The following is a 25,450-nucleotide window of genomic DNA, read 5'->3' on the forward strand; positions in this document are numbered from 1 at the left end:
ATTCGTGGTGCGAGGAGGGGGACTCGAACCCCCACACCATTGCTGGCGTCAGGACCTAAACCTGGTGCGTCTACCAATTTCGCCATCCTCGCGCAGGATTGCATATTGCCACAAAAACAAAGGGCGCCCGTCAGTAGAACCGGTCGCCCTGCACTCCATTGTTTAGGGGCTACAACTTCAAACGATTATTTTACTGGATTTTCTGTCACTATTGGGGAGCATTTTTATATGCGTGCGGTCCGGATATGCATGAGTTCGATTGTTGGCCTCCAAACGTCATTCCCGCGGAGGCGGGAATCCAAGTTTCCATGAGCCGCCACATTGCTAGCAGACTTGGATTCCCGCCTGCGCGGGAATGACGGTTTCAGGACTAACTCAAGGAACAGATGAGGTGGTCGGCTCGGGTTTCTTGACGCGGAACCAGGCCGCATACAGCGCCGGCAAGAACAGCAGCGTCAAGGCGGTGGCCACCAGCAGACCACCCATGATCGCCACCGCCATCGGCCCCCAGAACGTCGAGCGCGACAGCGGGATCATGGCCAGCGCCGCAGCCGCCGCCGTCAACAGGATCGGGCGGCAACGGCGCACCGCCGATTCCACGATCGCGTCCCACGGATGCGCCCCGCCCGCGATGTCCTGCTCGATCTGGTCGACCAGGATCACCGAATTCCGGATGATCATGCCGAACAGCGCGATCACGCCGAGATTCGCCACGAAGCCGAACGGACGATCCAGGATCAGCAGCGCCATCGCCGCCCCGGCCACGCCCAGCGGCCCGGTGAGGAACACCAGCAGCGAGCGCGAGAAGCTGTGCAGCTGCAGCATCAGCAGCGTGAACGTGATGAACAGCACCAGGGGCACGTTGGCCATGATCGAGGCTTCCGCTTCCGAACTGTCGGCGGCGGCGCCCTCCACCGTCAGGCGGTAGCCGGCCGGCAGCTTGCTGCGGATCTCGCCCAGCCTGGCGTCGATCTGCGCGGTCACGGTCGGGCCCTGGATGCCTTCGACCACGTCGGACTGCACCATCACCGCCCACTCGCGCCCTTCGCGCCAGACCACGCCCGGCTCCCACACGAACTGCACCCGCGCCACCTGGCCGATGGTCACGGCGCGGCCGCCGCTGGTGGGCACCAGCGCCTCGGACAGCTTGGTGATGGTGGCGCGCTCCTCCACCGGCTGGCGCACCACGATGTCGATCAGGCGGTTCGATTCGCGGAACTGGCCGATCGGGGTGCCGGTCAGCGTGGTATTGACCGTGCGGCGCACCGCCTGCGAGGTCACGCCCAGCGCGCGCAGCTTGTCCTGGTCCAGGTCGAGGCGCAGCACCTTGACCGCTTCGTTCCAGTTGTCGTTCACGCCCAGCGTATTCGGGTTGGCGCGCATGACGTCCTTGACCTGGTCGGCCACGCCACGCACTACCTGGACGTCCGGCCCCAGTACCTGGAACTGCACCGGATACGGCACCGGCGGCCCGTTCGGCAGCAGTTTTACCCGCCCGCGCACTTCGGGGAAGTCGGTGCGGAAGGCGTCGATGATCTTCAGCCGCAGCGCCTCGCGCGCCGCGGTATCGACGGGCAGCACCACCACCTGCGACACGTTCGACTGCGGGAAGATCTGGTCCAGCGGCAGGTAAAAACGCGGGCTGCCGGTGCCGACGTAGCTGGTCACGCTCTGCACGCCTTCTTGCTTGCCCAGGAAGGCTTCGAAACGCTTCACCGTCGCTTCGTTGGCGGCGAAGCTGGTGCCTTCGGGCGACCACAACTCCACCATCAGTTCGGGACGGCTGGAATCGGGGAAGAACTGCTTCTCGATGAAGTTGAAGCCGAATACGCCCAGCGCGAACACGCCCAGGCTCAGCGCGATGGTGGTCTTTCTCCACTCGACGCACCAGTTGACCAGGCGGCGGAAGCGCTGGTAGCCGGGCGTGTCGAACACGTCGTGGCTGCTCTCGCCCTGGCCGTGCGGCTTCACCTTCAGCAGCATGAAGCCGATGTACGGCGTGAACATCACCGCCACCACCCACGAGATGAGCAGGGCCAGGCCGTTCACCGAGAACATGGTGAAGGTGTATTCGCCGGCCGCCGATTCGGCCAGGCCGATCGGCAGGAAGCCGGCCGCCGTGATCAGGGTACCGGTCAGCATCGGCATCGCGGTCGAGGTGTAGGCAAAGGTGGCCGCCTCGAAGCGCGAGAGGCCCTCTTCCATCTTCCGCACCATCATCTCGACCGCGATGATGGCATCGTCCACCAGCAGGCCGAGCGCGATGATCAGGGCGCCCAGCGAGATCTTGTGCAGCGAGATATCGAGCATGCGCATGAACAGGAAGGTGATCGCCAGCACCAGCGGGATCGACAGCGCCACCACCAGGCCCGGGTACACGTCCACCCGCCACTTCGGCTTGCTGTGCAGGCCCAGCGCCAGGAACGACACCGCCAGCACGATCACGATCGCCTCGATCAGTACCTTCACGAACTCGCCCACCGATTCAGTGACGGCCTGCGGCTGGTTGGCCACGCGTTCCAGTTCGATGCCGACCGGGAGCTGGGCGCGGATACGCGTCACGGTTTCCTCCAGCCCCTCGCCCATGGTGATGATGTTGCCGCCCTTTTCCATCGACACGCCCAGGCCGATCACTTCCTTGCCGTTGAAGCGCATCTTCTCGCCCGGCGGGTCCTGGTAGCCGCGCTTGACGACCGCGAAGTCGCCCAGGCGGAAGGTGGTGCCGCCGGCGCGCAGCTGCAGGTCTTCGATCTGCTGCAAACTGCGCAAGGCGCCGGTGACCCGCACCTGCAGGTTGTCCGATGGCGTGACCAGCATGCCGCTGGCCTCGACCTCGTTCTGGGTCGCGATCTGGTTGACGATCTGCTCGAATGGCACGCCCAGCTGGGCGAACTTCTTGCTCGAGAACTCGATGTACACCTTCTCGTTCTGCACCCCGAACTGCTCGACCTTGGCCACCAGCGGCACGCGCAGCAATTGCTGGCGCACGAAGTCGGCGTAGTCGCGCATCTCGGCATAGGTAAAGCCATCGCCCGAGAGCGCGAAGATGGAACCGTAGGTGTCGCCGAATTCGTCGTTGAAGAAGGGGCCGATCACGCCCTGCGGCAGTGTGGCGGCGATGTCGCCGATCTTCTTCCTCACCTGGTACCAGGCCGGCCCGGTCTCTTTCGGCGGCGTCGATTCACGCAGCTCGAGGATGATGGTGGTCTCGCCCGGCTTGGAAAAACTGCGGATGCGGTCGATGTACGGCGTCTCCTGCAGCTTGCGTTCGAGCGGATCGGTGACCTGCTCGGCCATCTGCAGCGCGGTGGCGCCCGGCCACACGGCGCGCACCACCATCGCGCGGAAGGTGAACGGCGGGTCCTCGTCCTGGCCCAGTTCGAAGTAGCTCAGGATGCCGAACAGCAGGCAGGCCGCGATCAGGAAGCGCGTGAGCGGGATGTGTTCCAGCGCCCAGCGCGACAGGTTGAAACCCTTCATCGTGCTGCCCCGCTGCCTGCGTTGGGAGAAGCGGCATTGTTGCCGGCGCTGCCCGAGACGGCAGCCTCGGTATCGGCGCGGCGCGCCACGTCGGCGGTCAGGATGCGCACCTTCTGGCCCGGCTTGAGCTGGTTGACGCCGGCAGTGACGATCTGCTGGCCTGCAGTGACGCCGCCGGCCAGCAGCACGTCGTTGTCGACCTGTCCCGCCACCTGGACGTTCACCAGTTTCACCGCGCCCCCCTCCACTACCCAGACGCTGGTGGCGCCCTTGTTCTGCACCAGCGCAGTGAGGGGCACGCGCAGCGTGGCGCCGCCCTTGGCGCCATTCGCGCCCGCCACCAGCTCCACGGTCGCCGTCATCCCCAGGCGCACGTCCTGGCGCGCCGGGACGGAGACCTTCACGGTATAGGTACGGCTGGCCGGATCGGCCACCGGCGACACTTCGCGGATCTTGCCCGGAATGGTCTGGTCCGCGTTCGCCCACAGGCGCACGGTGACGGTGCCGGCCTTGCGCAGCAGTTCGACCTTGTCTTCGGGGATGCCGATCACCACCTCTTTCTCGTCGGCGCGGGCCACGCGCGCCACCGGGCTGCCGGCTTGCACCACCTGGCCGACTTCGGCTTCGATCGCGGTCACCACGCCGTCGACGTCGGCACTCAGGCTGGTGTAGTTGGCCTGGTTCGATTGGCCGCGCAGGCCGGCGCGCGCCGCCTCGACGTTGGCCTGGGCCGCCTTCAGGGCGCTCTGCTTGGCGTCGAGCACGGCCTGGCTGACGAAGTTCTGGCTGCGCAGGTTCACGTGGCGCTTGTAGTCGGCATTCGCCAGGTCGCGCTCGGTCTCGGCGGCGCGCAGCGTGGCGCGGGCCTGGGTTTCGGCCAGCTTCATGTCTTGCGGGTCGAGCCGCATCAGCACGTCGCCTTTCTTGACCAGCGCGCCGACGTCGACCTTGCGCTCGACGATCTTGCCGCCGATGCGAAAGCCCAGCGCCGATTCGTAGCGCGGCCGCACGTCGCCCGAGAATTCGAGGCGCTCGCCGTTGCTGCCTGCGACCAGGGTCATGGCGCGCACCGGGCGCAGGTGTGCGGCGGGTGGCGCCGACTTGGAGCAGGCAGCCAGCACGGCCGCGGTCAGGGAGGCGAGCACGATGGCGCGTGCGCCACCGGTGAAGGTGGAAACAGGTCGGGCAGACACGGTGGCGGTCCTTATGATTGTTCTGATCGTGAAACCGGCGCTACGATGCCGCCAGTTTGTAATCCAGCAATTATAATCATGCAAACAGACAATTTGATGACGATAGAGTCATCAATCTAAAATGGCAGGGATATGGCAATAGATCATTACGAAAACTTCCCGGTAGCCTCGATCCTGCTGCCGCGCCGCCTGGTGCCGGCGGTGGAAGCGATCTACGCCTTCGCGCGCAGCGCCGACGACCTGGCCGACGAGGGCGACGCCACGCCGCAGCAGCGCCTCGATGCGCTGCAAGCCTACGAACGCCAGCTCGACCTGATCGCCGCCGGCCAGCAGCCGGCCGACCCGATGTTCGCGCGCCTGGCCGCCGTGGTCGCGCAATACCGGCTGTCGCTGCAGCCGATGCGCGACCTGCTGTCGGCCTTCAAGCAGGACGTGGCCACCCACCGCTACGCCGACTACGCCGGCCTGCTCGACTACTGCCGCCGCTCGGCCGACCCGGTCGGGCGCCTGATGCTGGCGCTGTACGGGGCCGACGACGCCCACAACCTGCGCGAATCCGACGCCATCTGCAGCGCCCTGCAACTGACCAACTTCTGGCAGGACGTGGCGATCGATTTTACGAAGGGCCGCGTCTACATTCCGCAGGAAGACCTGGCGCGCTTCAACGTCAGCGAATCCGCGCTGCGCGCCGGCACCGTCGACGCGCCTTTCCAGGCGCTGATGCGCTTCGAGGTCGAACGCGCGCGCGCCCTGATGCTCTCGGGTGCGCCGCTGGTCAAGCGCCTGCCGGGCCGCATCGGCATGGAGCTGCGCATGATCGTGCAGGGCGGCCTGCGCATCCTGGAAAAGCTCGATGGCGCCGGTTACGACGTGTTCCGCCGGCGTCCGGTGCTGGCCTGGCACGACTGGCTGGTGGTCGGCTGGCGCGCACTGCGCATGTAGGCGCCCGGCTTTCTTCAACCGGCGCCCATGCATCGTATAAGATAGCGCCCTATTGTGGTCCAACCCGCGGCGCAGCGCGCCGTCCAACCAGCATCACCAGTTAGAATTCATGTCTCCTGACGAATACTGCCAGCAAAAGACCGTCCAGAGCGGCTCCAGTTTCTACTACAGCTTCCTGTTCCTTCCGCCCGAGCGCCGGCGTGCGATCACCGCGCTGTACGCGTTCTGCCGCGAGGTCGACGACACCGTCGACGATGCCACCGACGGCTCGGTGGCGCGCATCAAGCTGGCCTGGTGGCGCACCGAGGTCTCGAAGATGTACGGCGGCACCCCGACCCACCCGGTAATGCTGGCGCTGCAGCCGCACGTCGCCACCTATGACCTGCAGGAGCAGCACCTGCTGGCGATCGTCGACGGCATGGAGATGGACCTCGACCAGAGCCGCTACCTCGATTACGCCGGCCTGCAGCGCTACTGCTGGCACGTGGCCGGCGTGGTCGGCATCCTGTCGGCCAGCATCTTCGGCTACACCAATCCGCAGACCCTGCAATACGCCGAGAAGCTGGGCCTTGCCTTCCAGCTGACCAACATCATCCGCGACGTCGGCGACGACGCGCGCAAGGGCCGCATCTACCTGCCGGTGAACGACCTGCAGAAGTTCGGCGTCACCGCCAACGACCTGCTGAAACTCCAGCACAGCGACAAGTTCGAGGCGTTGATGCGATTCCAGGCCGAGCGCGCCCAGGCCATCTACGACGAAGCGCTGGCCCTGCTGCCGAAGGAAGACCGGCGCGCCCAGCGCCCCGGCCTGATGATGGCGGCGATCTACCGCACCCTGCTGGATGAAATCCAGCGCGACGGCTTCCATGTCCTGAACCAGCGCATCTCGCTCACGCCGCTGCGCAAGCTCTGGCTGGCGTGGAAGACCTATGTTCGGACCTGAGAAGGCCGGTCCTGCCAATGCATTGCGGGTCGCGGTCGCCGGCGGCGGCTGGGCCGGCTGCGCGGCGGCAGTGGAACTGACGCGCCGGGGCCACCACGTGACGCTGTTCGAAGCGGCGCGCAGCCTGGGCGGACGCGCCCGCGGGGTCGAAGTGCGCGGGATGGCGCTCGACAACGGCCAGCACATCCTGCTCGGCGCTTACCGCGACTGCCTGCGCCTGATGCGCCAGGTCGGCGTCGACCTCGATGCTGCCCTGCTGCGCCTGCCGGTGCAGATGCGCTATCCGAGTGGCGGCGACGGCATGGACTTCGCCGCGCCGCGCTTGCCGGCGCCGCTGCACCTGGCCGTGGCCCTGCTGCGCGCGAAAGGATTGGGGCGCAAGGACAAGCTGGCCCTGGCGCGCCTGAACAGCGCGGCCAAGTGGATGGGCTGGCAACTGAACGACGACTGCACCGTGGCCGAACTGCTGGAGCGCTTCGACCAGACTCCGAGATTGATCCGCCTGATGTGGCGCCCGCTGTGCATCGCGGCCCTGAACACGCCGCCCGAGCGCGCGTCCGCCAACGTATTCCTGGCGGTGCTGCGCGACAGCCTCGGTGCGCGCACTCGCGCCGCTTCCGACATGCTGCTGCCGCGCCTGCCGATGGGCGCCCTGTTCCCGGAACCTGCCGGGGCCTGGCTCGAACGGCAAGGCGGCGCGCTGCGCCTGGGCGTGAAGGTGGCCGCCGTCAACGGGGAAAATGAGGGCTGGCGCCTCGACCTCACCGGCCAGGCCGCCGGCGGCGCCGCCAGCGAACGCTTCGACGCCGTGGTGCTGGCCACCCCGGCCGCGCAAAGCGCAACCCTGCTGGCGTCCTTGCCCGGCATGGAGACGCTGGCGTCCCAGCTGGCCGGCTTCGACTACGAGCCGATCGCCACCTGCTACCTGCAATACCCGCCCGGCACCCGGCTCGATCTGCCGTTCTATGCGCTGGAAGACGATCCGGCAAACCGCCGCTGGGGCCAGTTCGTGTTCGACCGCGCCCGGCTCGACGCCGGCCAGGACGGTCTGCTGGCCGTGGTGGTCAGCGCCGCCGGCGAGGCCGGTGAGCTGTCGCGCGAGGCGCTGGCGACGGCCATCACGGCCCAGCTGGCGCAGGACTTCGGGCGCCCGGAGCTCGCCAGCCCAGGCTGGACCCGGGTGATCACCGAAAAGCGCGCCACCTTCTCGTGCACCCCGGCCTTGAAGCGTCCGGACAAGGCCACCGGCCTGCCGGGCCTGGTGCTGGCCGGCGACTACACGGCCAGCGACTACCCGGCGACCCTGGAAACGGCGGTGCGCAGCGGCCTGGCGGCGGCGACGGCCATCCGCGCCTATGGCGCCCTGCCCCGCGAAAAGCGCAGCCTGTCGCACAGCCGTGGTGCAGCCGCCGGCGATTCCATACAGTAGCAGCATCGACACACATGCATGGAATCCGTCATGACACCCCCACCCGGCCTGCGCGCCGTACGCTTCCCGATCGTCCTGCTGGCGCTGGTGGCCCTGGCCATCGCCAGCACCGCGGTGCTGGTCCATCCGGAGCTGATCGGCGGCTCGGCCCACGCCACCTCGGCCGCGATCGGCTCGATTCCGGTCATCGGCCATCCGTGAGTCATGAGTAAGCACCATGGGTAAGCTCGAATACCTCGACGCGCTCAAGCGGGCCCTGGCCGGCCTGCCGCCCGAGCTCCAGGCCAGGACCCTGGCCTGGTACGAGCAGCGTTTCGTCGACGGCGTCGCCGCCGGCCGGCGCGAAGAGGACGTGGCACAGGAGCTGGGCGACCCGCGCCAGGTGGCGGTGACGCTGCGCACCAGCGCCCACCTGGAGGCGCTGAAGGACAAGAAGCCGGCCGGCGCGCCGCTGCGCACGCTGCTCTCAAGCCTGGGGCTGCTGGTGTTCAACCTGTTCATGGCGATTCCGGCCGCGGTGTACGCCAGCCTGCTGGTGGCGCTGTACGCGAGCGCGTTCGGCTTTTATGTGTCCGGCATCGCGATCACCGCCAGCGGCCTGGCCGGCGCCAACGAACTGGTGCTGAGCGCCCCGCTCGACCATGTGGTGGTGGTAGACGACGGCGAGCCCCGGCGGCGCCCGGCGCAGACCCGCATCTCGATCAGCGAGAACGGCATCCACGTATTCGAAGAAGAGGCCGAGGACGCCGCGCCGCCACCGGAGCCGGACGCCACCGGCGACAAGGACCGCTCGACCATGCGCGTGATCCGCGGCGCCGAGGCGGTGGCCGAACGCAAGATCCAGATCACGACCGACCTCGATCCCGATTCGCGCACCACGCAAACCCTGTTCGGCTGCGGCCTGATCCTGGGCGGCATCGCCCTGTTCCTGCTGGCGCTGGTGATCAGCAAGTACACCCTGATCGGCCTGCGCCGCTATGCCCGCATGAACATGTCGCTGTTGAGAGGGACCTGAACGGTGCGCGCCTTGATGAAAGTCGGTTTCAGCCTGCTGGTGCTGGCCTGCGTGCTGGTCGCGCTCAGCTACAGCATGCTGCGCGCCAGCGGCACCACCTCGGCCAGCCAGGGACGCCAGGTGGCGCGCGAAGTGCGCACGGTGCCGGACGGCGTCGACGCGGTCGCTCTCGAAGGGCCGATCGACCTGACCCTGCGCTACGGCCCCACGCCGGCGCTGCAGGTCAGCGGCGAACAGCGCCTGCTCGGCAATGTCGAGGTGACGCAGGAAGGCCCGGTGCTGCACATCGGCATCCGCGGCATGGTGCTGCGCCACCGCCAGCCGCTCGAAGTCGAGCTGACGCTGCCGGCCTTGAGCGCCGTGACGCTGACCGGCAACGGCGACAGCACGGTCAACGGCTTTTCGGGCGAGCGCATCGTGGTGCAGCTGAACGGCTCCGGTTCGGCGCGCTTCAATGGCCGTTTCCGGCGGGTCGAGGCGGGCGTCAGCGGCAGCGGCGACCTGGACGTGAACGCGGGCGCCGCGGTGGATCGCTTCGAAGCGCGCCTGATGGGGTCCGGCAGCCTGACCGTGGTCGGCAACGCGCGCGAGCTCGAAGCCGAATCGTCCGGCTCCGGGCGGCTCGATGCCGAACACCTGCGCGCCGACACCGTGATGCTGAGCCAGACCGGGTCCGGCGACAGCATCGTGCAGGCGCGCAGCAAGACCAGCATTTCGCTCAGCGGCAGCGGCGATGTGGAAGTGCATGGCAACCCGGGCGAGCGCGGCACGAGCCGCACCGGTACCGGCAGCGTCAGCTACGTCGAATGACGATCCATCCAGGCTTCGGCAGCGACCGGCGCTTGCCGGCATCGGGGCGACCTTGCTGGTGCACCTGGCATTGATCGCCGGATGGCAGATGGCGCGCCAGGCGCCGCCGGCGCACATGGGAAGCGCCCAAAATCGAGGAGCTGGTGAACCAGACCGGCGACGGCGCGCGCCGCACGCGCGTCATCACCGGCCGCGGCACCTACTGCATCACCGAACGCTCGCCCGTCACCAGCATCGACATGATCGAAAAGCACGGCAAGCAGCGCTTCACGAATTGCCCGCAGCATGAGACGCCGGCCAGGCCGCAGGAGTGGCGCACGGCGCGCGATTGAACACGTCGAACCACATCCCAGGGCCAGAACAGAGCTAGCGTGAAAAAGCGCGTACATTCGCGTGTGCTCCCATGCGTATACTCGACGGCTTGCCCGTTCGCAGCGCTACAAGTCCTATCCATGCCCCGACTTCGCCACCCACTCGCCGCCAGCCTTGTTGCCCTGTGCCTGGCGCTACCTTCCGCAAGTGCCGCGCCGTCGCCGGCCCCGCACGAACGGCGCCACGCGCTCGAGCGCGATGTGGAAGCGATGCTGCAAGGCCTGGTCTCGCAACAGGATTGGGCTGGCAACGTCGCCATCGTCTATGCCGGCAAACAGATCGTGCGCGGCGCGTACGGCACAGGCGAGCGTACGTGGCAGATCCCGACCCGGCGCGACGCCGTGTACCGCGTCGGCTCGGTCACCAAGATGTTTACTGCGGTGGCGGTGCTGCAGCTGGTCCAGTCAGGCCGGTTGTCGCTGGATGCATCGGTGCGCGCGACGCTGCCCGATCTGCCGGCAGAGTTGCAGCCGGTCACGATCCGACAGCTGTTGAACCACACCAGCGGCATCCCCGAATACATGGCCAGCACCAATTCGTTCCGCAAGCTGGTGCGCGTCGATCGTGAGCCCGGCGCCGTGCTGGCGCTGGTGCAGGACCAGCCCCTGCGCTTCGTCCCGGGAACCAAATACGATTATTCGAACACGAATTACGTGGCGCTTGGCCTGGTCATCGAAAAGCTAACCGGCAAACCATACGCGCAAGACGTCGAGGCACGCTTCCTGCAACCGCTCGGCATGCGGCATTCCGGCTACTTCGACTACACCCGGATCGTGCCGTCGCTCGTTCCCGGCTATCTGCGCGACGACGACGGCAGGTTGCAGAACATGTTCCATATCGCGCCCAGCATGGTGTACGCCGCCGGTAACCTGTATTCGTCGATCGACGACCTCTTGACCTGGGATCGGGCATTGCACGACACCGATGCGCTGGGCCTCGACCCGGCGCTCAGGAAGGAGATGTTCCGCAACCAGGGCTTCGGCTACGGCTTCGGCGCCTTCGTTGACGTCATCGATGGCGAGCCCGCCGCAGGTCACGGCGGCACCCTGCCGGGCTACCAGCTTGGCTACATCCGTTTCATGCGACTGCCGCTGACGGTGATGGTGCTGACCAACGTGTCGCCGACCGATGTCGACAAGATGGCGTTCGATCTCGCCAGGCTGTTCTTCAAGCACTGCGGCAAGACGGCGCCAGCCGAACAATGTGGCCTGGCGCCGCTTGAGCGTAGCTCGAAACGTTAGTCAGTGATGAGGCAACCCGAGCTGAACGCTAACTATTGTTCAGTGCGTGTCCACTTGTCGGCACTGACACCATGCACGCTCTTTTTCGACGTCGACCCGGGTCACGCCGGCGGCGTCCACTCCGCTGCATGGACACGGTTGCGACCGCTACGCTTAGCGACGTACATCAGCTCATCGGCGTGCGCGATCAGGGCGTGGCCGGCAATGCCTGGCAGGCTGGTCGACAAGCGCGCGCCGACCACGCCGAAGCTTGCCGTGGCCTGGATGCGAACCTCGCCGTGCAGGCTGCTCGCCGCGGCCTGGTGCGCACGGATGCGCTCCGCCAGCGCTTGCCCCTCGGCCAGGTCGGTATCACGCAGGATCAACAGGAATTCCTCGCCGCCATAGCGCACCACGGTGTCGATGCCGTCACGGGTCATCGACAGCAGCAGATGGGCAAAGTCCTGCAGCAGTTTGTCGCCGGCCTGGTGGCCGTGGGTGTCGTTGATCGCCTTGAAACCGTCCAGGTCGCAGACGACGATGGTCAGCGCCGAGCGCTGTCGCCGGGCGCGATCGATCTCCTGCTCGAGCAGGCCCGCGTTCAGGTGACGCCGGTTGAAGGCGCCGGTGAGGGGATCGCGTACCGAGTGGTCGATCAGGATTTGCTGGGTCCAGTAATGCCGGCGCGACAAACAGGCGTCGCGGCGTGCGGCAATGGCGCCGAACAGGTTCGCGAGCATCAGGAGCATGGTCATGGTCGACAGCTGGCGCGGGCTGGCCATGTCGAAGACGTGCACCAGCGCCAGGAAGGCAGCGCTGGCGCTGAGGGCAATCGTCGTCGCGGTCACCAGCCGGTTCGGAATGAACAGGTACACGATGATGAGCATGATGGCCATCGACATGCCGTGCAGTAGCAGATCGCCCCGGAAATACGCGATCAGCAAAAACGTCAACATCGTGAGGCTGGTGAATGCGGTCGCGGCGCGGTAGGCGGTATGGGCTGGATTGGTGCTCCGGCGCGTGAGCACGATGCCCGTCAACGCCACGACTGCGATGGCCAGGCGCGCTGCGAACAGTGTCAGTGTCGCGCTGCCATAACCGAGATGGGCCGCATCGGCCAGCGCGAACGCCAGAAAAAACAGGGCGCAGAATGCGAGCGACCGGGCCGACTCGTGCTGGATCGCGCTGCCCTGCTCGCGCAGGAAGGCAGATTCGATGGTGGCCGATGCAAATTCACCGTTCCAGCGCGTGACAGCACCGGGAGACTGCAGCTTGGACATGGAAGGGTTCGTCGGACGAAAACGAGCCAGACTGTAGCGACTTATTGCATTGATGTAAAGAATTCATGCAAAAATGGTCGTATTCATCGCCGATGCGGGAGGGTGGAAATGCGCACCGCGCTCGATAGTGGGCTGCCCGGCGCTGGATACCGAACCTTCTCCACGACCAGGCTGTCAATGATCTGGCGCGCAAGCGCGCAGCCAGTCGAGCGCCGCGGCTCCGCTGGCGCGCCCGCTGGCGAAGCACGCCGTCAGCAGATAGCCGCCGGTCGGCGCCTCCCAATCGACCATCTCGCCCGCCACGAAAGTACCGGGCAGCGCGCGCAGCATGGCCCCATCATCGGCCAGCGCTTCGAACCGCACCCCGCCGGCGCTGCTGATCGCTTCGTCGATCGGGCGCGTGCGCAGTAGTTTCACCGGCAGCCGTTTGATCGCAGCAGCCAGGCGCGCCGGGTCGGCATAATCGTCGCGGCTCAGGCATTCATGCAGCAGCCCCGCCTTGACGCCCTTGATCCCGAGCCGGCTTTGCAGGTGGCTCGATATCGAGCGCGAGCCGCGCGGCCGGGTCACTTCGGCCTCGACCCGCTCCGCGCTCAGGTCCGGCGCCAGGTCGAGCCAGACGGTGGCGTTGCCGTCGCGAGCGATCGCGTCGCGCAGCGGCGCCGACAGCGCGTACACCAGGCTGCCCTCGATGCCGCTCTGCGTGACCACGAACTGCCCCTTGCGCCACGCCAGCTGCCCATCCTGCGCGCGCCAGCCCAGCGCCACCGTGATCAACGGCTCGCCCGCATAACGGCTGCTGAAATGCTCGCTCCAGTCGGCATCGAAGCCGCAATTGGCGGGAACCAGCGGCGCCACGTCGACGCCGTGCTCCCGCAACAGCGGCGCCCATGCCCCGTCCGAGCCGAGCCGCGCCCAGCTGGCGCCGCCCAGAGCGAGGATGGTGGCGTCGGCGTCCACCTGCACATCACCGTCCGGCGACGACAGCAGCAGACGACCGTCGCGCCAGCCCAGCCAGCGATGCCGCATGTGAAAGCGCACGCCGCCTTCGCGCAGCCGGTGCAGCCAGGCGCGCAGCAGCGGCGCCGCCTTCATCTCGAGCGGGAACACGCGGCCCGAGCTGCCGACAAAGGTGTCGATCCCGAGCTCGTGGATCCAGGCGCGCACCGCATCGGCGTCGAAGTCTTCGAGCCAGCGCGCCACCTGTTCGCGGCGCGGGCCGTAGCGGGCGACGAAGTCGGGATACGGTTCCGAGTGCGTGATGTTCATGCCGCCCTTCCCGGCCAGCAGGAATTTGCGGCCGACGCTGGCCATGGCGTCGTAGACGTCGACCTGCACGCCGGCTGCCGCCAGCACCTCGGCCGCCATCAGCCCGGCGGGACCGCCGCCGATGACGGCGACGCGAAATGCAGGTGGATGGGGCTGGTTCATGGCGGACTCGGACAGGTTGATCGAACAGGGTCCGCATTGTAGTCGAGATCGGAGCCAGGATGCCATGTAAAGGATGCTTGACATCGGCCGACAGCGCGCCTACGATGTAAAGCATCCTTTACTTGCAGAGAGAGCACACCATGACCAGGAACGCGCACGAAAAACGGGTCGGCAACCTTTACCTTCGCGAGCTGGGCATTGCGCTGCTGACCTACACGGTCTTGCTGGTAGCGGCGATCCGCCTCGGCCGGCCAATGGAAGAAGGCCTGCTGCGCACCGCCTTCCTGCTCTCGCCGATGATCGGCTTCGGCCTGATGCTGTGGGCGATCGCGCGCCACCTGAACCGGGTCGACGAATACCTGCGCATGTTCCTGCTCGAGTCGTTCGCGCTGGCGGCCGGCATCACCGCTGGCCTGACTTTCACCTATGGCTTCCTCGAGACCGCGGGCTACCCGAAGTTGTCGATGTTCTCGGTATGGATGGTCCTGTGCAGCGCCACAATGCTGGTGTGTCTGGTACGTTCACTGCGCAACCGCTGACGCATTGATCGCCACCGCACCATGAAGAACCGCATCCGCGAACTGCGCGCCGAGCAGGGCTGGAGCCAGGCCGACCTGGCCGAGCGCCTCGACGTGTCGCGCCAGAGCGTCAACGCGATCGAGACCGGGCGCTATGATCCCAGCCTGCCGCTCGCTTTTACGATATCCCGGCTGTTCGGCCTGCCGGTCGAAGCCATCTTTTCACCTGATCAGGAGTCCGCATGAGAACTTCCCTGTTGCTTGCCCTGGCGCTCGGCGCCGCCACCGCGCCCGTCCTGGCCCAGACGCCAGCTAACTCAGCCCCGGCCCCAACCACGGCCGCCAGCAGCCGCTACGCCGCCTACATCGCGCCGGCCGAGCGCTTCGAATCCGGCACGCTGCTGGTCGAGCGTCACGGCTCGCGCGGCCGTCCGCTGGTGCTGATCCCAGGCCTGGCCAGCGGCCCGTGGGTATGGCAGCAGACCATCCAGCAGTTCAAGGACGAGTATACGATCTATGTCGTCACCCTGCCCGGCTTCGACGGCCGCCCGGCCCCGACCGGCGCGCCGATCGAGGGCGCCCGCGCCGCGTTGCGTGACCTGATCGCACAGCGCAAGCTGAACAAGCCGGTGCTGGTCGGCCACAGCCTGGGCGGCACGCTGGCGCTGGCCGTGGCTGCCGACCTGGGCGCGCGCGTCGGCGGGGTGGTCGCCATCGACGGCCTGCCGGTGTTCCCCGGCACCGAGAACATGCCGCCCGAGCAGCGCCCGCAGGCGGCGGTCAACGTGCGCACCCGCATGGCGCAAGGCCGGCCGGACGCCTACGCCGACGAACAGCGCCAGTACATGCGCGGCCAGGGCGTGCTCGACATCGGCAAGGCCGACGCCATCACCCCGCTGCTGCTGCGCAGCGACCGCGAGGCGGTCGGCGCCTACGTGGCGGATTTGCTGGCGCTCGACCTGCGGCCGGAACTGGGCAAGATCAGCGCGCCGGTGCTGGTGATCGCGCCGTATTACGAGTACGATGCGATGCAGGATGGGCTGAACATGGCGGCCAAGGTCGAACACTACCGCAGCCTGCTGGAGGGCGCGCCCTCGGTCGAGGTGGCGCCGATCTCGCCGGCGCGCCACTTCGTCATGATCGACCAGCCGCTGGCGCTGGCCGGGCAGCTGAAACGCTTCCTCGACCGCAAATAAGAAAGTAACACCGACAAGGAGACGCCATGCCTTCGCTCTCGCACTGGATCGGCCAGTACCTGCTGGCCGCGCTGACCATGTTCGGCCTGCTCGCCGCGATCGACCTGATGCGCGGCGACAGCCTGGCCGCCACCTGGCTGCCGACACTGGCCTGGTCGGCGCTGGCCGCCGCCTTCTTCATCGGCGCGCGCTGGCGCCAGGCCAGCCGCGGCGCCGCCTGCGCCCTGTGCAAGGACGAACAGGCGTAAGTCTCCACCCCATCCATCCTCCAGGATCGCGCGCGGCGCATTTCGGCAGACTGCCGGCCTGCGCCGCGCTGGCATGTTCATGCCTTTGTCATACCTGCAATATTCCGCTTGACTTCGGATGTGACAGGCATATTCTTGTACGGGCCACGAACGATGGCCGCCCGCATGACGAGGAAGCCACGATTCACAGGCAGTCCGTTAAACATCTTGGAGGATGTGTATGTCGGTACATAATAAATCAGCGATGACCCGCAGGACATTGCTGGGCGCAATCGCGACCAGTCCGCTCTGGCTGCAGCAGGCCCAGGCCCAACCCAATAATCTCAAGATCTCGCACCAGTTTCCCGCAGGCAGCATCAACCTCGGCGATTTCCGCGACCGCCTGAGCCGCAAGTTCGCGGCCGAAGTCGAGAAGCGCACGCGCGGCGGACTGAAGTTCTCGATCTATGCCGGGTCGAGCCTGATGCAACCCAACGCCCAGTTCACGGCGCTGCGCAACGGCTCGCTCGACATGGCGCTGGTGCCGCTCTCGTACGCCGGCGCCCAGGCGCCGGAAGCCAACATCGGCCTGATGCCGGCGCTGGTGACGTCCTACCAGCAGGGCCACGGCTGGAAGAACGCGCCGGTCGGGCGCGAGCTGTCGCGCATCCTGGCCGAGCAAGGCATGGTCATCGTCAGCTGGATCTGGCAGGCCGGCGGCGTCGCTTCGCGCGGCGCGCCGATCGTCAATCCGGAAGATGCGCGCGGCCTGAAGGTGCGCGGCGGCTCGCACGAGATGGACCTGCTGCTGCGCGACGCCGGCGCCACCGTGGTCAGCATGCCGTCCAACGAAATCCACGCCGCCATGCGCAGCGGCGCGCTGGATGCAGCCTTGACCTCATCGACCTCGCTGATCTCGTTCCGCCTGCAAGAAACGGCGCGCTCCCTGACGACGGCGCGCGGCGGCTCGTACTGGTTCATGTTCGAGCCGCTCCTGATGTCGCGCACCGTGTTCGAGCGGCTGCCGAAGTCGCAGCGCGAGGCGGTGCTGGCGGTCGGCGGCGAGCTGGAACAATTCGCGATGGAAGCGGCGCGCATGGACGACGCGGCGGTGGCCTCGGTGTATCGCGGCGTCGGCGCCAAGGTGGTCGACCTGGACGCGCAGGCATTGCGCCGCTGGCAGGAAGTGGCGCGCAATACGGCGTGGAAGGAGTTCGGGGAGCGCAACGGGAATTGCGCCAAGCTGCTGTCGCTGGCGGAGCAGTCGATCGCGAAGTTGTGATCGCGGATGCGCGGGTTGCTTGGCGCAGGTTGAACGCGTCGGCGGCGAAGCCGCCAACCCTACGTTGGATTTCGGATTGGGGACGCTACCCCTATATATCCATGGACGCGTAGGGTTGGCGGCTTCGCCGCCGACGCGTTCAACCCACCTCACCCACCCGTCACCGGCGGAAAAAACGCCACTTCCCCGCCGTCGACGACGGCGGTCTCAGGAGAGCACATCACCTGATTGCAGGCCATGCGCACCGCCTTCTCCGGCGCCAGCGCCTCGGCCCAGACACCGCCGCGCGCGCGCAGCAGTTCGCGCACTGCGCCCACGGTCCCTACGTCGGCCGGCAATTCCAGCGTTTCCTGGCCAACCCCGACTGCTTCGCGCAGCGCGGCAAAATATCGCAGCGTGACTTTCATGGTTCTCCTAATTCTGTAGTTCCGCGAACGGGATGAAGCGCACCAGGTCGCCCGATGCGATGCGGTTGCCGGCCGGGTTGTCGACCAGCCCGTCGCCCCACACGGTCGAGGTCAGCACGCCCGAGCTCTGGTTCGGGAACAGGTCCAGCCCGCCCGCCGCGTTGACCCGCACGCGCAGGAACTCGTTGCGGCGATCGGCCTTGGCCTGGTCGAAATCGGCGCGCAGCAGATAGCCGCGCGGCTCGACTGGGCCGCTCACGCCCTGCAGGCGCAGCAGGAACGGCCGGACGAACAGCAGGAAGGTGACGAAGCTCGACACCGGATTGCCCGGCAAGCCGAGGAAGAACGCATGGCCCTCCGGGCGATCGACCTGACCGAACGCCAGCGGCTTGCCCGGCTTGACCGCGATCTGCCACATGTTCAGCCGCCCTTCGGCTTCCACCGCCGGCTTGATGTGGTCTTCCTCGCCCACCGACACGCCGCCCGAGGTGATGATCAGGTCATGCGCGCGCGCCGCTTCGCGCAGCGTGCTGCGGGTGGCCTCGAGCGAATCGGGCACGATGCCGTAGTCGGTGATGTCGCAGCCGAAGTTCTCGAGCAGGCCGCGCAGCGTGAAGCGGTTCGAATTGTAGATCGACCCGGGTTTGAGTTGGTCCGCCGGCACGTCGCCCGGCATGGTCAGTTCGTCGCCGGTAAAGAACACCGCGACGCGCAGGCGCCGGCGCACCGGCAGCGTTGCCAGACCGACCGATGCGGCCAGGCCCAGCTCCTGGCTGCGCAGGCGCGTGCCGGCCGCCAGGATGGTCGCGCCGGCGCCGATGTCTTCGCCGCGGCGGCGGATCCATTCGCCGGCGCGCGGCGCGTGGCGCACGGTGACGCTGTCGCCGACCGCCTCGCACTGCTCCTGCATCACGACCGCATCCGCGCCCGGCGGAATCAGGGCGCCGGTGAAGATGCGCGCCGCGGTGCCGGGTTCGAGCTGCTGGCCGACGCTGCCGGCAGGGATGCGCTGGGCGACGCGCAGGGTCGCGCTGCCGCTGTCGCAGTCGGCGGCGCGCACGGCGTAGCCGTCCATCTGGGTGTTGTCGGCCGACGGCACGTCGATGGTCGAGCGCTGGTCTTCGGCCAGCACGCGGCCGTTCGCCTCCAGGGTCGGCACGGTGTCGGTTTCCCCAACCGGCAGCGCCGCATCCAGCAGCAGGTCGAGCGCTTCGCGCACCGACAGCATGGGCGCCTTGTGTCCAGGTGCGTTCATGTCACAGCCCCGTGCGTTCTGCGATGTAGGCCTTCATCAGGCCCACGTCCGGCTGCATCACGACGAAGCGCTGCGCCAGCGCCTCGATGTTCTCGAAGCCGGCCGGACGCGCGGCGTCCTGGCCCAGCGCTTCGACGATGGTCTCGTTGAACTTGGCCGCCAGCGCCGTCTCCAGCACGATCATAGGCACGCCCGGCTGCACGTGTTCGCGCGCGACCTTGACGCCGTCGGCGGTGTGAGTGTCGATCGTGATGCCATATTGCCGCTGCACGTCGCGGATGGTGGCCAGGCGGTCCGCATGGGTCGAGCGGCCGGAGGCGAAGCCGTACTGCGCGACCAGTTTGAACTCGTCGCCGTCGCTGCCGGGCGCGCCGGACAGGTCGAAGCCGCCGTGGGTCTCGACCTTGCGGAACAGCGCGTGGGTGCGCTCGGCGTCGCGGCCGACAAGCTCATACACGAAGCGCTCGAAGTTCGAGGCCTTCGAGATGTCCATCGACGGGCTGCTGGTGTGCAGGGTCTCGTTTGATGCGCGCACGCGGTAGACGCCGGTGCGGAAGAACTCGTCGAGCACGTCGTTTTCGTTGGTGGCGACGATCAGGCGCTCGATCGGCAGGCCCATCATGCGGGCGATGTGGCCGGCGCAGACGTTGCCGAAGTTCCCGGACGGGACGGTGAACGAGACCTTCTGTTCGTTGTTGGTGGTGGCCGCCAGGTAGCCGCGGAAGTAGTACACCACCTGGGCCACCACGCGCGCCCAGTTGATCGAGTTGACGGTGCCGATCTTGTGGCGGGCCTTGAATTCGAGGTCGTTCGAGACCGCCTTGACCAGGTCCTGGCAGTCGTCGAACACGCCTTCGACCGCGATGTTGAAGATGTTTGGGTCCTGCAGGCTGAACATCTGGGCGGTCTGGAACGCGCTCATCTTCCGGTGCGGCGACAGCATGAACACGCGCACGCCGCGTTTGCCGCGCATCGCGTATTCGGCGGCGCTGCCGGTGTCGCCCGAGGTGGCGCCGAAGATGTTCAGTTCATCGTCGTTCCTGGCCAGCGCGTATTCGAACAGGTTGCCGAGCAGTTGCATCGCCATGTCCTTGAACGCCAGCGTCGGGCCGTTGGACAGGGCTTGCAGTACCAGCTTGCCGTTGGCGCCGTCTTCCAGCACGCGCAATGGCGTGATGTCGGCGCCCGACTCGTCGGCGCGGGCGTTGCGGTAGACCTCGGGTGTGTAGGTACGCGCGGTCAAGTCACGCAGGTCGGCGTCCGGAATGTCGGTGGCGAACTTGCGCAGGATCTCGTAGGCCAGCTCGGCGTACGACAGCTTGCGCCATGCGTCGAGTTCGGCGCCCGTCACCTGCGGGTATTCGGCCGGCAGGTACAGGCCGCCGTCCGGCGCGAGGCCGGCCAGCAGGATGTCAGAGAAGGATTGGGGATTGCGTGCTGCGGACGCGCTGGTCGCGCGGGTGGACACATATTGCATACGGTAGAAGATCCGGTTGGCTCACATTGAAACTTTATTATAGTGGGAGCGGGCGGGATTGTATGCTGTGCTGCAAAAAACTCTGTTTAGTGAAGAAAATTTGGGTTTGTTTGGGTGGGCGTGGGCGCGTTGTCATGATGTGCATGGCGGGCTGCGCTGCGGACTTGGGTCCCCGCCTTCGCGGGGACGACGTTTCGAAGCAGGTGTCCGGATTCGACCGCCCGATGATCCCACTGCCCCAATCAACGTCGTCCCCGCGCAGGCGGGGACCCAAGTTTGCATGCATAGCGCGCAAGCCGGCACGCACCACGGCCATCAGCAAGCCGCGTGATTCACCGTCACCACATGCACCGCCAACCCGCCGAGCGAGGTTTCCTTGTACTTGACCTGCATGTCGGCCCCGGTCTGGCGCATGGTTTCGATCACGCTGTCCAGGCTGACGAAGTGAGTGCCGTCGCCCTTCAGTGCTAGCGAGGCCGCGGTGATCGCCTTGATCGCGCCCATGCCGTTACGCTCGATGCACGGAATCTGCACCAGGCCGCCGATCGGGTCGCAGGTCATGCCGAGGTGATGCTCGATCCCGATCTCGGCCGCGTTCTCGATCTGCTCATTGCTGCCGCCCAGCGCCGCCACCAGTCCGGCCGCGGCCATCGCGCAGGCCACGCCGACCTCGCCCTGGCAACCGACTTCGGCGCCCGAGATCGACGCGTTCTTCTTGCACAGCATGCCGATCGCGGCCGACGTCAGCAAGAAGTCGCGCACGCCGCGCACCGGGTCGATCGGGCGGCAGTCTTCGGCGTAGTAGCGCAGCACCGCCGGGATGATCCCGGCCGCGCCGTTGGTCGGCGCCGTGACCACCCGGCCGCCGGCCGCGTTTTCTTCGTTGACCGCCATCGCGTACAGGCTGACCTGCTGCACCGCATCGTGCGGCAAGGCGTTCAGCGGCTGCTGCTGCGATTGCTGCGCCTGTTTCCACAGCCCGGCTGCACGCCGGCGCACGTTCAGGCCTCCCGGCAGGCGGCCTTCGGTCACCAGGCCGTGGCAGATGCAGGCCCGCATCACGCTCCAGATATTGTCCAGTCCTTCGTCGAGCTGGCCGTTGCTCATGCGTGCGCACTCGTTCGCGCGCAGCATGTGCGGGATGCTCAAGCCGTGGCGGCGCCCCTGCTCCAGCAGCTGCGCCATGGTGTCGAACGGGAACGGCACCGAGGCGGCGGGAGCGTCCGCCGCGCGCGCCTGGCTCTCGCCGGCGGCCGTGATGAAGCCGCCGCCGACCGAATAATAAATCCGCTCGACGATGCTGCCGTCCGCCAGATGCAGCACGAAACGCATCCCGTTCGGGTGCTCCGGCAAGGTGGATGCCTTGTGCCATACCAGGTTGGTCCTGGCGCTGAACGGGACGGTCTTCTCGCCCAGCAGCTTCAGTTCGCCGTCCAGCTCGGCCTCGGCCAGCTTGTCCTCGACCGCGTCGGGGTCGACGTCCTGCGGCGTCTCGCCCATCAGGCCCAGGATCACCGCCTTGTCGGTGGCGTGGCCGACGCCGGTCAGCGCCAGCGATCCGTACAGGTGGGCTTCGACGCCGACCGCCTGCTCCAGCACCCCGCTCTCGACCAGGAAGCGGCGCGCCGCCACCATCGGTCCGACGGTATGCGAGCTGGAAGGCCCGATGCCGATCTTGAACAGGTCAAATACGCTCATGTCCATCGTTGTGTCTCCGTGTAGGTCCGTGCTTTTTATCGTTGTTGTAAACGGATGAAAGGCCAGGCGTTGCCAGCCTGGCCTTTGGTCCATCAGGCGGCGGCGCTCAGGCCGACGTCGATATTCTTCAGCATGTCGGCGACCATCTCGTCGACGCCGATGCGCTTTTCCCAGCCCCAGTCGCTGCGGGCGCGGCTGTCGTCCAGGCTCTTCGGCCAGGAGTCGGCGATCTGCTGGCGGCTGTCCGGCTTGTAGGCGATCTTGAAGCCCGGGCGCGCCGACTGGATCGCCGCGGCCAGTTCGCGCGGGTTGAACGAGACGCCGGCCACGTTGTACGAGGAGCGGATCGCCACCTTATCGCTCGGCGCTTCCATCAGCTCGATGGTGGCGCGGATCGCGTCCGGCATGTAGATCATCGGCAGCGTGGTCTCCGGTCCCAGGAAGCATTCATAGGTCTCGCCCTTGAGCGCCGCGTGGAAGATCGCGATCGCGTAGTCGGTGGTGCCACCGCCCGGAGGCGACTTGTAGCTGATGATGCCCGGATAGCGGATGCTGCGCACGTCGACGCCGTACTTGGCGTGATAGTACTCGCACAGGCGCTCGCCGGCGAGTTTACTGATGCCGTAGATCGTGGTCGGGTCCATGATCGTGTACTGCGCGGTAGCCTCGCTTGGGGTGTTCGGACCGAACGCGGCGATCGACGACGGCCAGAACACCTTCAAGGGTTTGCCCGCTTCGCCGCGTTCGCGCGCGATTTCCAGGATGTTCAGCAGGCCGTCCATGTTCAGGGTCCAGGCCTTCAGCGGCGCCTTTTCGCCGGTGGCCGACAGCAGCGCCGCCAGCTGGTAGACCTGGGTCACGCCTTCCTCGACCACCAGGCGCATGACCGCGTCCTTGTCGAGCACGTCCAGACGGGTGTAGCGCGCGGCGCCATACACGTTGTCCTGCCCGATGTCCGAGGCGATCACGTTCTGCGCGCCGTGCTTGTCGGCCAGCGCGCTGACCAGTTCACTGCCGATCTGGCCATTGGCGCCGATGATGAGGATGCGTTCCATGCTGTGTTCCTTGGTTGTAGCGACTGCGATTGATCGTTCTGGTTAGCGGACTTGATTCAGGCGCTCTTGATGATGCCCAGTTCGCGCCCGGCCTGCTCGAAGGCCTTGAGCACGAAGTCGAGCTGCTCGCGGGTGTGCGCCGCCGACAGCTGGACGCGCACGCGCGCCTGGCCCATCGGCACCACCGGGTAGAAGAAGCCCGACAGCAGCACGCCCAGTTCGAACATGCGCGCCGCGAATTTCTGCGCGACCGGGGCGTCGAACAGCATCACCGGCACCACCGGGTGGGTGCCCGGCTTGATGGTGAAGCCGATGCGCTCGATCTCCTGGCGGAAGTAGGCGGTGTTCTCGTGCAGGCGGTCGCGCAGCTCGGTCGACTTGCTGATCCGGTCCAGCACCGCCAGCGAGGCGCCGGCGATCATCGGCGCCAGCGTGTTCGAGAACAGGTAGGGACGCGACTTCTGGCGCAGGGTCTCGATCACTTCCTTTTTACCCGAGGTAAAGCCGCCCATCGCGCCGCCCAGGGCCTTGCCCAGGGTGCCGGTGATGATGTCGATCTTGCCCATCACGCCGAAGTGCTCGTGGGTGCCGCGGCCGGTCGGGCCCATGAAGCCGGAGGCGTGCGATTCGTCGATCATGGTCAGGGCGCCGTATTTTTCGGCCAGCGCGACGATCTCGTCGAGCTTGGCGATGGTGCCGTCCATCGAGAACGCGCCATCGGTGACGATGATCTTGTGGCGCTTGCCCGCTTCCGTGGCCGCGATCAGCTGCTTTTCCAGGTCGGCCATGTCGTTGTTGGCGTAGCGATAGCGCGCGGCCTTGCACAGGCGCACGCCGTCGATGATCGAGGCGTGGTTCAGGGCGTCCGAGATGATGGCATCGTTGTCGTCGAACAGCGGCTCGAACACGCCGCCGTTGGCGTCGAATGCCGCCGCGTACAGGATCGTGTCTTCGGTGCCGAGGAAGGTCGACAGGGCCTGCTCCAGTTCCTTGTGCACGGTCTGGGTGCCGCAGATGAAGCGCACCGAGGAGAGACCGTAGCCATACTTCTCGAGCGCCGCCGCCGCGGCTTGTTGCGTCTCGACGTCGCCCGACAGGCCCAGGTAGTTATTGGCGCACATATTGATCAGGGTGCGGCCGTCGTCGGCGGTCACTTGCGAGCCCTGGCGCGAGGCCAGCACGCGCTCCGGCTTGAACAGGCCTTCGCCCTTCAGGGTGTCGAGTTTTTGCTGCAGGCTGCTGTAGAAGGCTTGATCGCTCATGGAGTGCTCCCTGTTCCCTGAAATGTGGTTGGCCCGCCTTGACCGGCCGTTGGCGGATGTTGTACCGTTGGCTCGTTCGAGTTACTAAACTTGGTTCGCTATCTCGAACGGAAATTCAATATATCGAATATTACGCCCGGCCAATGAACTTGGCAAGCGTGGGCGATAACCTTATAAGCAATCCGAATTAGGCCAGACGCATACGGCAATGAATACAACTCTAACAAACAATGCCCCGCCCGAAGTGGGCGCCACGCTACAGCGCCTGCGCCTGGCGCGCGGCCTGACGCTGGAAGACCTGTCGCGCATCGCCGGCGTGTCGAAATCGATGCTGTCCCAGATCGAACGCGAAAAGGCCAATCCGACCATCGCCATCACCTGGCGCCTGGCCAATGCGCTGGGGGTGCAGATTGGCGAATTGCTATCGTCCGAGGTGCGTACGGCGGAGCTGATCCGCGTGGTGGACGCGCACGAGATCCCGACCCTGCCCGGCGCGCATGCGGGTTACTCGCTGCGCATCCTGGGGCCGATGGACCTGGCCGGCAAGTACGAGTGGTACGAATTGATCCTGGCGCCGGGCGGCGAACTGGCGTCGCAGGCGCACGATCCTGGGACCGGGGAGCACCTGACGGTGATCACGGGAACGATTGAACTGGAAGTGGCTGGTGAAAAGAAGAAGATCCGCCACGGCGCCACGGCGCGTTATTCGGCCGACCACAATCACGTGATCCGGAATATCGGCAAGACCGAGGCCAAGGCGGTGCTGGTCGTCGTGCACCGTTGATTGTATGAATGCGCCGGTCTGGCGTCCTCGCACCGTCGATCAGGTAGGGTGGACGGCTCCGCCGTCCACGCGGTGATTGTCGGCAGCGAGATCATGGATTGCGCTCGGGGCGACGGTAACGATCGACGCGTGGACCCCAGAGCCGTCCACCCTGGCATGCAGCGGATCATGAAA

24 protein-coding genes and 1 tRNA gene are annotated in these 25,450 nt (G+C 66.7%); 14 read left to right on the forward strand and 11 right to left on the reverse strand.

The features are described 5' to 3' along the window. Window positions 1-5: 5 nt before the first annotated feature. The 3 genes from QPK27_RS16290 to QPK27_RS16300 form a co-directional block, all read right to left on the reverse strand. Window positions 6-92: transfer RNA gene (locus QPK27_RS16290), tRNA-Leu, on the reverse strand. Between the two features lie 283 nt (window positions 93-375). Further along, a complete protein-coding gene (locus tag QPK27_RS16295; RefSeq protein WP_290419299.1) occupies window positions 376-3,480 on the reverse strand; it encodes an efflux RND transporter permease subunit in 3,105 nt (1,034 codons plus the stop codon). Beyond that, window positions 3,477-4,673 (reverse strand): efflux RND transporter periplasmic adaptor subunit, encoded by a 1,197-nt coding sequence (locus QPK27_RS16300; protein WP_290419300.1) that lies wholly within the window; start codon window positions 4,671-4,673, stop codon window positions 3,477-3,479. The genes QPK27_RS16295 and QPK27_RS16300 overlap by 4 nt, the downstream gene beginning before the upstream one ends. A gap of 132 nt (window positions 4,674-4,805) precedes the next feature. Between QPK27_RS16300 and hpnC the strand changes: the two genes are divergently transcribed. The 8 genes from hpnC to QPK27_RS16340 all read left to right on the forward strand — a co-directional run bounded on the left by hpnC (window position 4,806) and on the right by QPK27_RS16340 (window position 11,425). Then, window positions 4,806-5,615, forward strand: coding sequence for a squalene synthase HpnC (gene hpnC, locus QPK27_RS16305; RefSeq protein ID WP_290419301.1), 810 nt, complete (start codon window positions 4,806-4,808; stop codon window positions 5,613-5,615). Window positions 5,616-5,724: 109 nt separating this feature from the next. Beyond that, window positions 5,725-6,558: a presqualene diphosphate synthase HpnD gene (gene hpnD / locus QPK27_RS16310; RefSeq protein ID WP_290419302.1), complete on the forward strand. Its 834-nt coding sequence runs from the start codon at window positions 5,725-5,727 to the stop codon at window positions 6,556-6,558. After that, window positions 6,545-7,987 (forward strand): hydroxysqualene dehydroxylase HpnE, encoded by a 1,443-nt coding sequence (hpnE, locus tag QPK27_RS16315; protein ID WP_290419303.1) that lies wholly within the window; start codon window positions 6,545-6,547, stop codon window positions 7,985-7,987. Before hpnD ends, hpnE begins: the two co-directional genes overlap by 14 nt. Window positions 7,988-8,017: 30 nt before the next feature. After that, window positions 8,018-8,188: a hypothetical protein gene (locus QPK27_RS16320; RefSeq protein WP_290419304.1), complete on the forward strand. Its 171-nt coding sequence runs from the start codon at window positions 8,018-8,020 to the stop codon at window positions 8,186-8,188. Between the two features lie 16 nt (window positions 8,189-8,204). Beyond that, window positions 8,205-9,002: a DUF1700 domain-containing protein gene (locus QPK27_RS16325; RefSeq protein ID WP_290419305.1), complete on the forward strand. Its 798-nt coding sequence runs from the start codon at window positions 8,205-8,207 to the stop codon at window positions 9,000-9,002. A 15-nt stretch (window positions 9,003-9,017) separates the two neighbouring features. Then, the gene (locus QPK27_RS16330) at window positions 9,018-9,812 is read left to right on the forward strand and encodes a GIN domain-containing protein (protein WP_290419306.1); all 795 of its coding nucleotides are present in this window, start codon (window positions 9,018-9,020) and stop codon (window positions 9,810-9,812) included. Window positions 9,813-9,955: 143 nt separating this feature from the next. After that, window positions 9,956-10,144: a hypothetical protein gene (locus QPK27_RS16335; protein ID WP_290419307.1), complete on the forward strand. Its 189-nt coding sequence runs from the start codon at window positions 9,956-9,958 to the stop codon at window positions 10,142-10,144. Window positions 10,145-10,264: 120 nt separating this feature from the next. Then, a complete protein-coding gene (locus tag QPK27_RS16340) occupies window positions 10,265-11,425 on the forward strand; it encodes a serine hydrolase (protein WP_290419308.1) in 1,161 nt (386 codons plus the stop codon). Window positions 11,426-11,526: 101 nt separating this feature from the next. Here the strand turns inward: QPK27_RS16340 and QPK27_RS16345 are convergent, their stop codons facing one another. Then, window positions 11,527-12,684, reverse strand: a complete 1,158-nt coding sequence (locus QPK27_RS16345; protein ID WP_290419309.1) for a diguanylate cyclase — start codon at window positions 12,682-12,684, stop codon at window positions 11,527-11,529. Window positions 12,685-12,858: 174 nt separating this feature from the next. Beyond that, window positions 12,859-14,115, reverse strand: coding sequence for a TIGR03862 family flavoprotein (locus tag QPK27_RS16350; RefSeq protein WP_290419310.1), 1,257 nt, complete (start codon window positions 14,113-14,115; stop codon window positions 12,859-12,861). Between the two features lie 140 nt (window positions 14,116-14,255). On the opposite strand from QPK27_RS16350, the gene QPK27_RS16355 reads away from it, so the two are divergent. The 5 genes from QPK27_RS16355 (at window position 14,256) to dctP (ending at window position 17,338) form a co-directional block, all read left to right on the forward strand. Beyond that, window positions 14,256-14,654 (forward strand): hypothetical protein, encoded by a 399-nt coding sequence (locus tag QPK27_RS16355; protein WP_290419311.1) that lies wholly within the window; start codon window positions 14,256-14,258, stop codon window positions 14,652-14,654. 21 nt (window positions 14,655-14,675) lie between these two features. Next, on the forward strand, window positions 14,676-14,879 hold the full coding sequence (locus QPK27_RS16360; RefSeq protein ID WP_290419312.1) for a helix-turn-helix transcriptional regulator: 204 nt from the start codon (window positions 14,676-14,678) through the stop codon (window positions 14,877-14,879). After that, window positions 14,876-15,829, forward strand: coding sequence for an alpha/beta fold hydrolase (locus QPK27_RS16365; protein WP_290419313.1), 954 nt, complete (start codon window positions 14,876-14,878; stop codon window positions 15,827-15,829). The genes QPK27_RS16360 and QPK27_RS16365 overlap by 4 nt, the downstream gene beginning before the upstream one ends. Window positions 15,830-15,855: 26 nt before the next feature. Next, window positions 15,856-16,077: a hypothetical protein gene (locus tag QPK27_RS16370; protein WP_290419314.1), complete on the forward strand. Its 222-nt coding sequence runs from the start codon at window positions 15,856-15,858 to the stop codon at window positions 16,075-16,077. A 244-nt stretch (window positions 16,078-16,321) separates the two neighbouring features. Continuing rightward, a complete protein-coding gene (gene dctP / locus QPK27_RS16375) occupies window positions 16,322-17,338 on the forward strand; it encodes a TRAP transporter substrate-binding protein DctP (protein WP_290419315.1) in 1,017 nt (338 codons plus the stop codon). Window positions 17,339-17,487: 149 nt separating this feature from the next. On the opposite strand, the gene moaD is transcribed toward dctP, so the two are convergent. The 6 genes from moaD to kbl form a co-directional block, all read right to left on the reverse strand. After that, window positions 17,488-17,745 (reverse strand): molybdopterin converting factor subunit 1, encoded by a 258-nt coding sequence (moaD, locus tag QPK27_RS16380; RefSeq protein ID WP_290419316.1) that lies wholly within the window; start codon window positions 17,743-17,745, stop codon window positions 17,488-17,490. Between the two features lie 7 nt (window positions 17,746-17,752). Continuing rightward, window positions 17,753-19,000 carry a gephyrin-like molybdotransferase Glp gene (gene glp / locus QPK27_RS16385; RefSeq protein WP_290419317.1) on the reverse strand — a complete coding sequence of 416 codons (1,248 nt, stop codon included), beginning with the start codon at window positions 18,998-19,000 and terminating at the stop codon, window positions 17,753-17,755. A gap of 1 nt (window position 19,001) precedes the next feature. Then, complete coding sequence (thrC, locus tag QPK27_RS16390) at window positions 19,002-20,477, reverse strand: threonine synthase (RefSeq protein WP_290419318.1); 1,476 nt, start codon at window positions 20,475-20,477, stop codon at window positions 19,002-19,004. 315 nt (window positions 20,478-20,792) lie between these two features. After that, a complete protein-coding gene (locus tag QPK27_RS16395; protein WP_290419319.1) occupies window positions 20,793-22,181 on the reverse strand; it encodes an L-serine ammonia-lyase in 1,389 nt (462 codons plus the stop codon). 86 nt (window positions 22,182-22,267) lie between these two features. Continuing rightward, complete coding sequence (locus QPK27_RS16400; protein WP_290419320.1) at window positions 22,268-23,230, reverse strand: NAD-dependent epimerase/dehydratase family protein; 963 nt, start codon at window positions 23,228-23,230, stop codon at window positions 22,268-22,270. 56 nt (window positions 23,231-23,286) lie between these two features. Beyond that, a complete protein-coding gene (kbl, locus tag QPK27_RS16405; protein ID WP_290419321.1) occupies window positions 23,287-24,492 on the reverse strand; it encodes a glycine C-acetyltransferase in 1,206 nt (401 codons plus the stop codon). 208 nt (window positions 24,493-24,700) lie between these two features. On the opposite strand from kbl, the gene QPK27_RS16410 reads away from it, so the two are divergent. Next, on the forward strand, window positions 24,701-25,276 hold the full coding sequence (locus QPK27_RS16410) for a helix-turn-helix domain-containing protein (RefSeq protein ID WP_290419322.1): 576 nt from the start codon (window positions 24,701-24,703) through the stop codon (window positions 25,274-25,276). The last annotated feature ends 174 nt before the right edge of the window (window positions 25,277-25,450 follow it).

The organism is Massilia sp. YIM B02443 (assembly GCF_030411955.1).
In the GTDB taxonomy this organism is placed as follows: domain Bacteria; phylum Pseudomonadota; class Gammaproteobacteria; order Burkholderiales; family Burkholderiaceae_D; genus Telluria.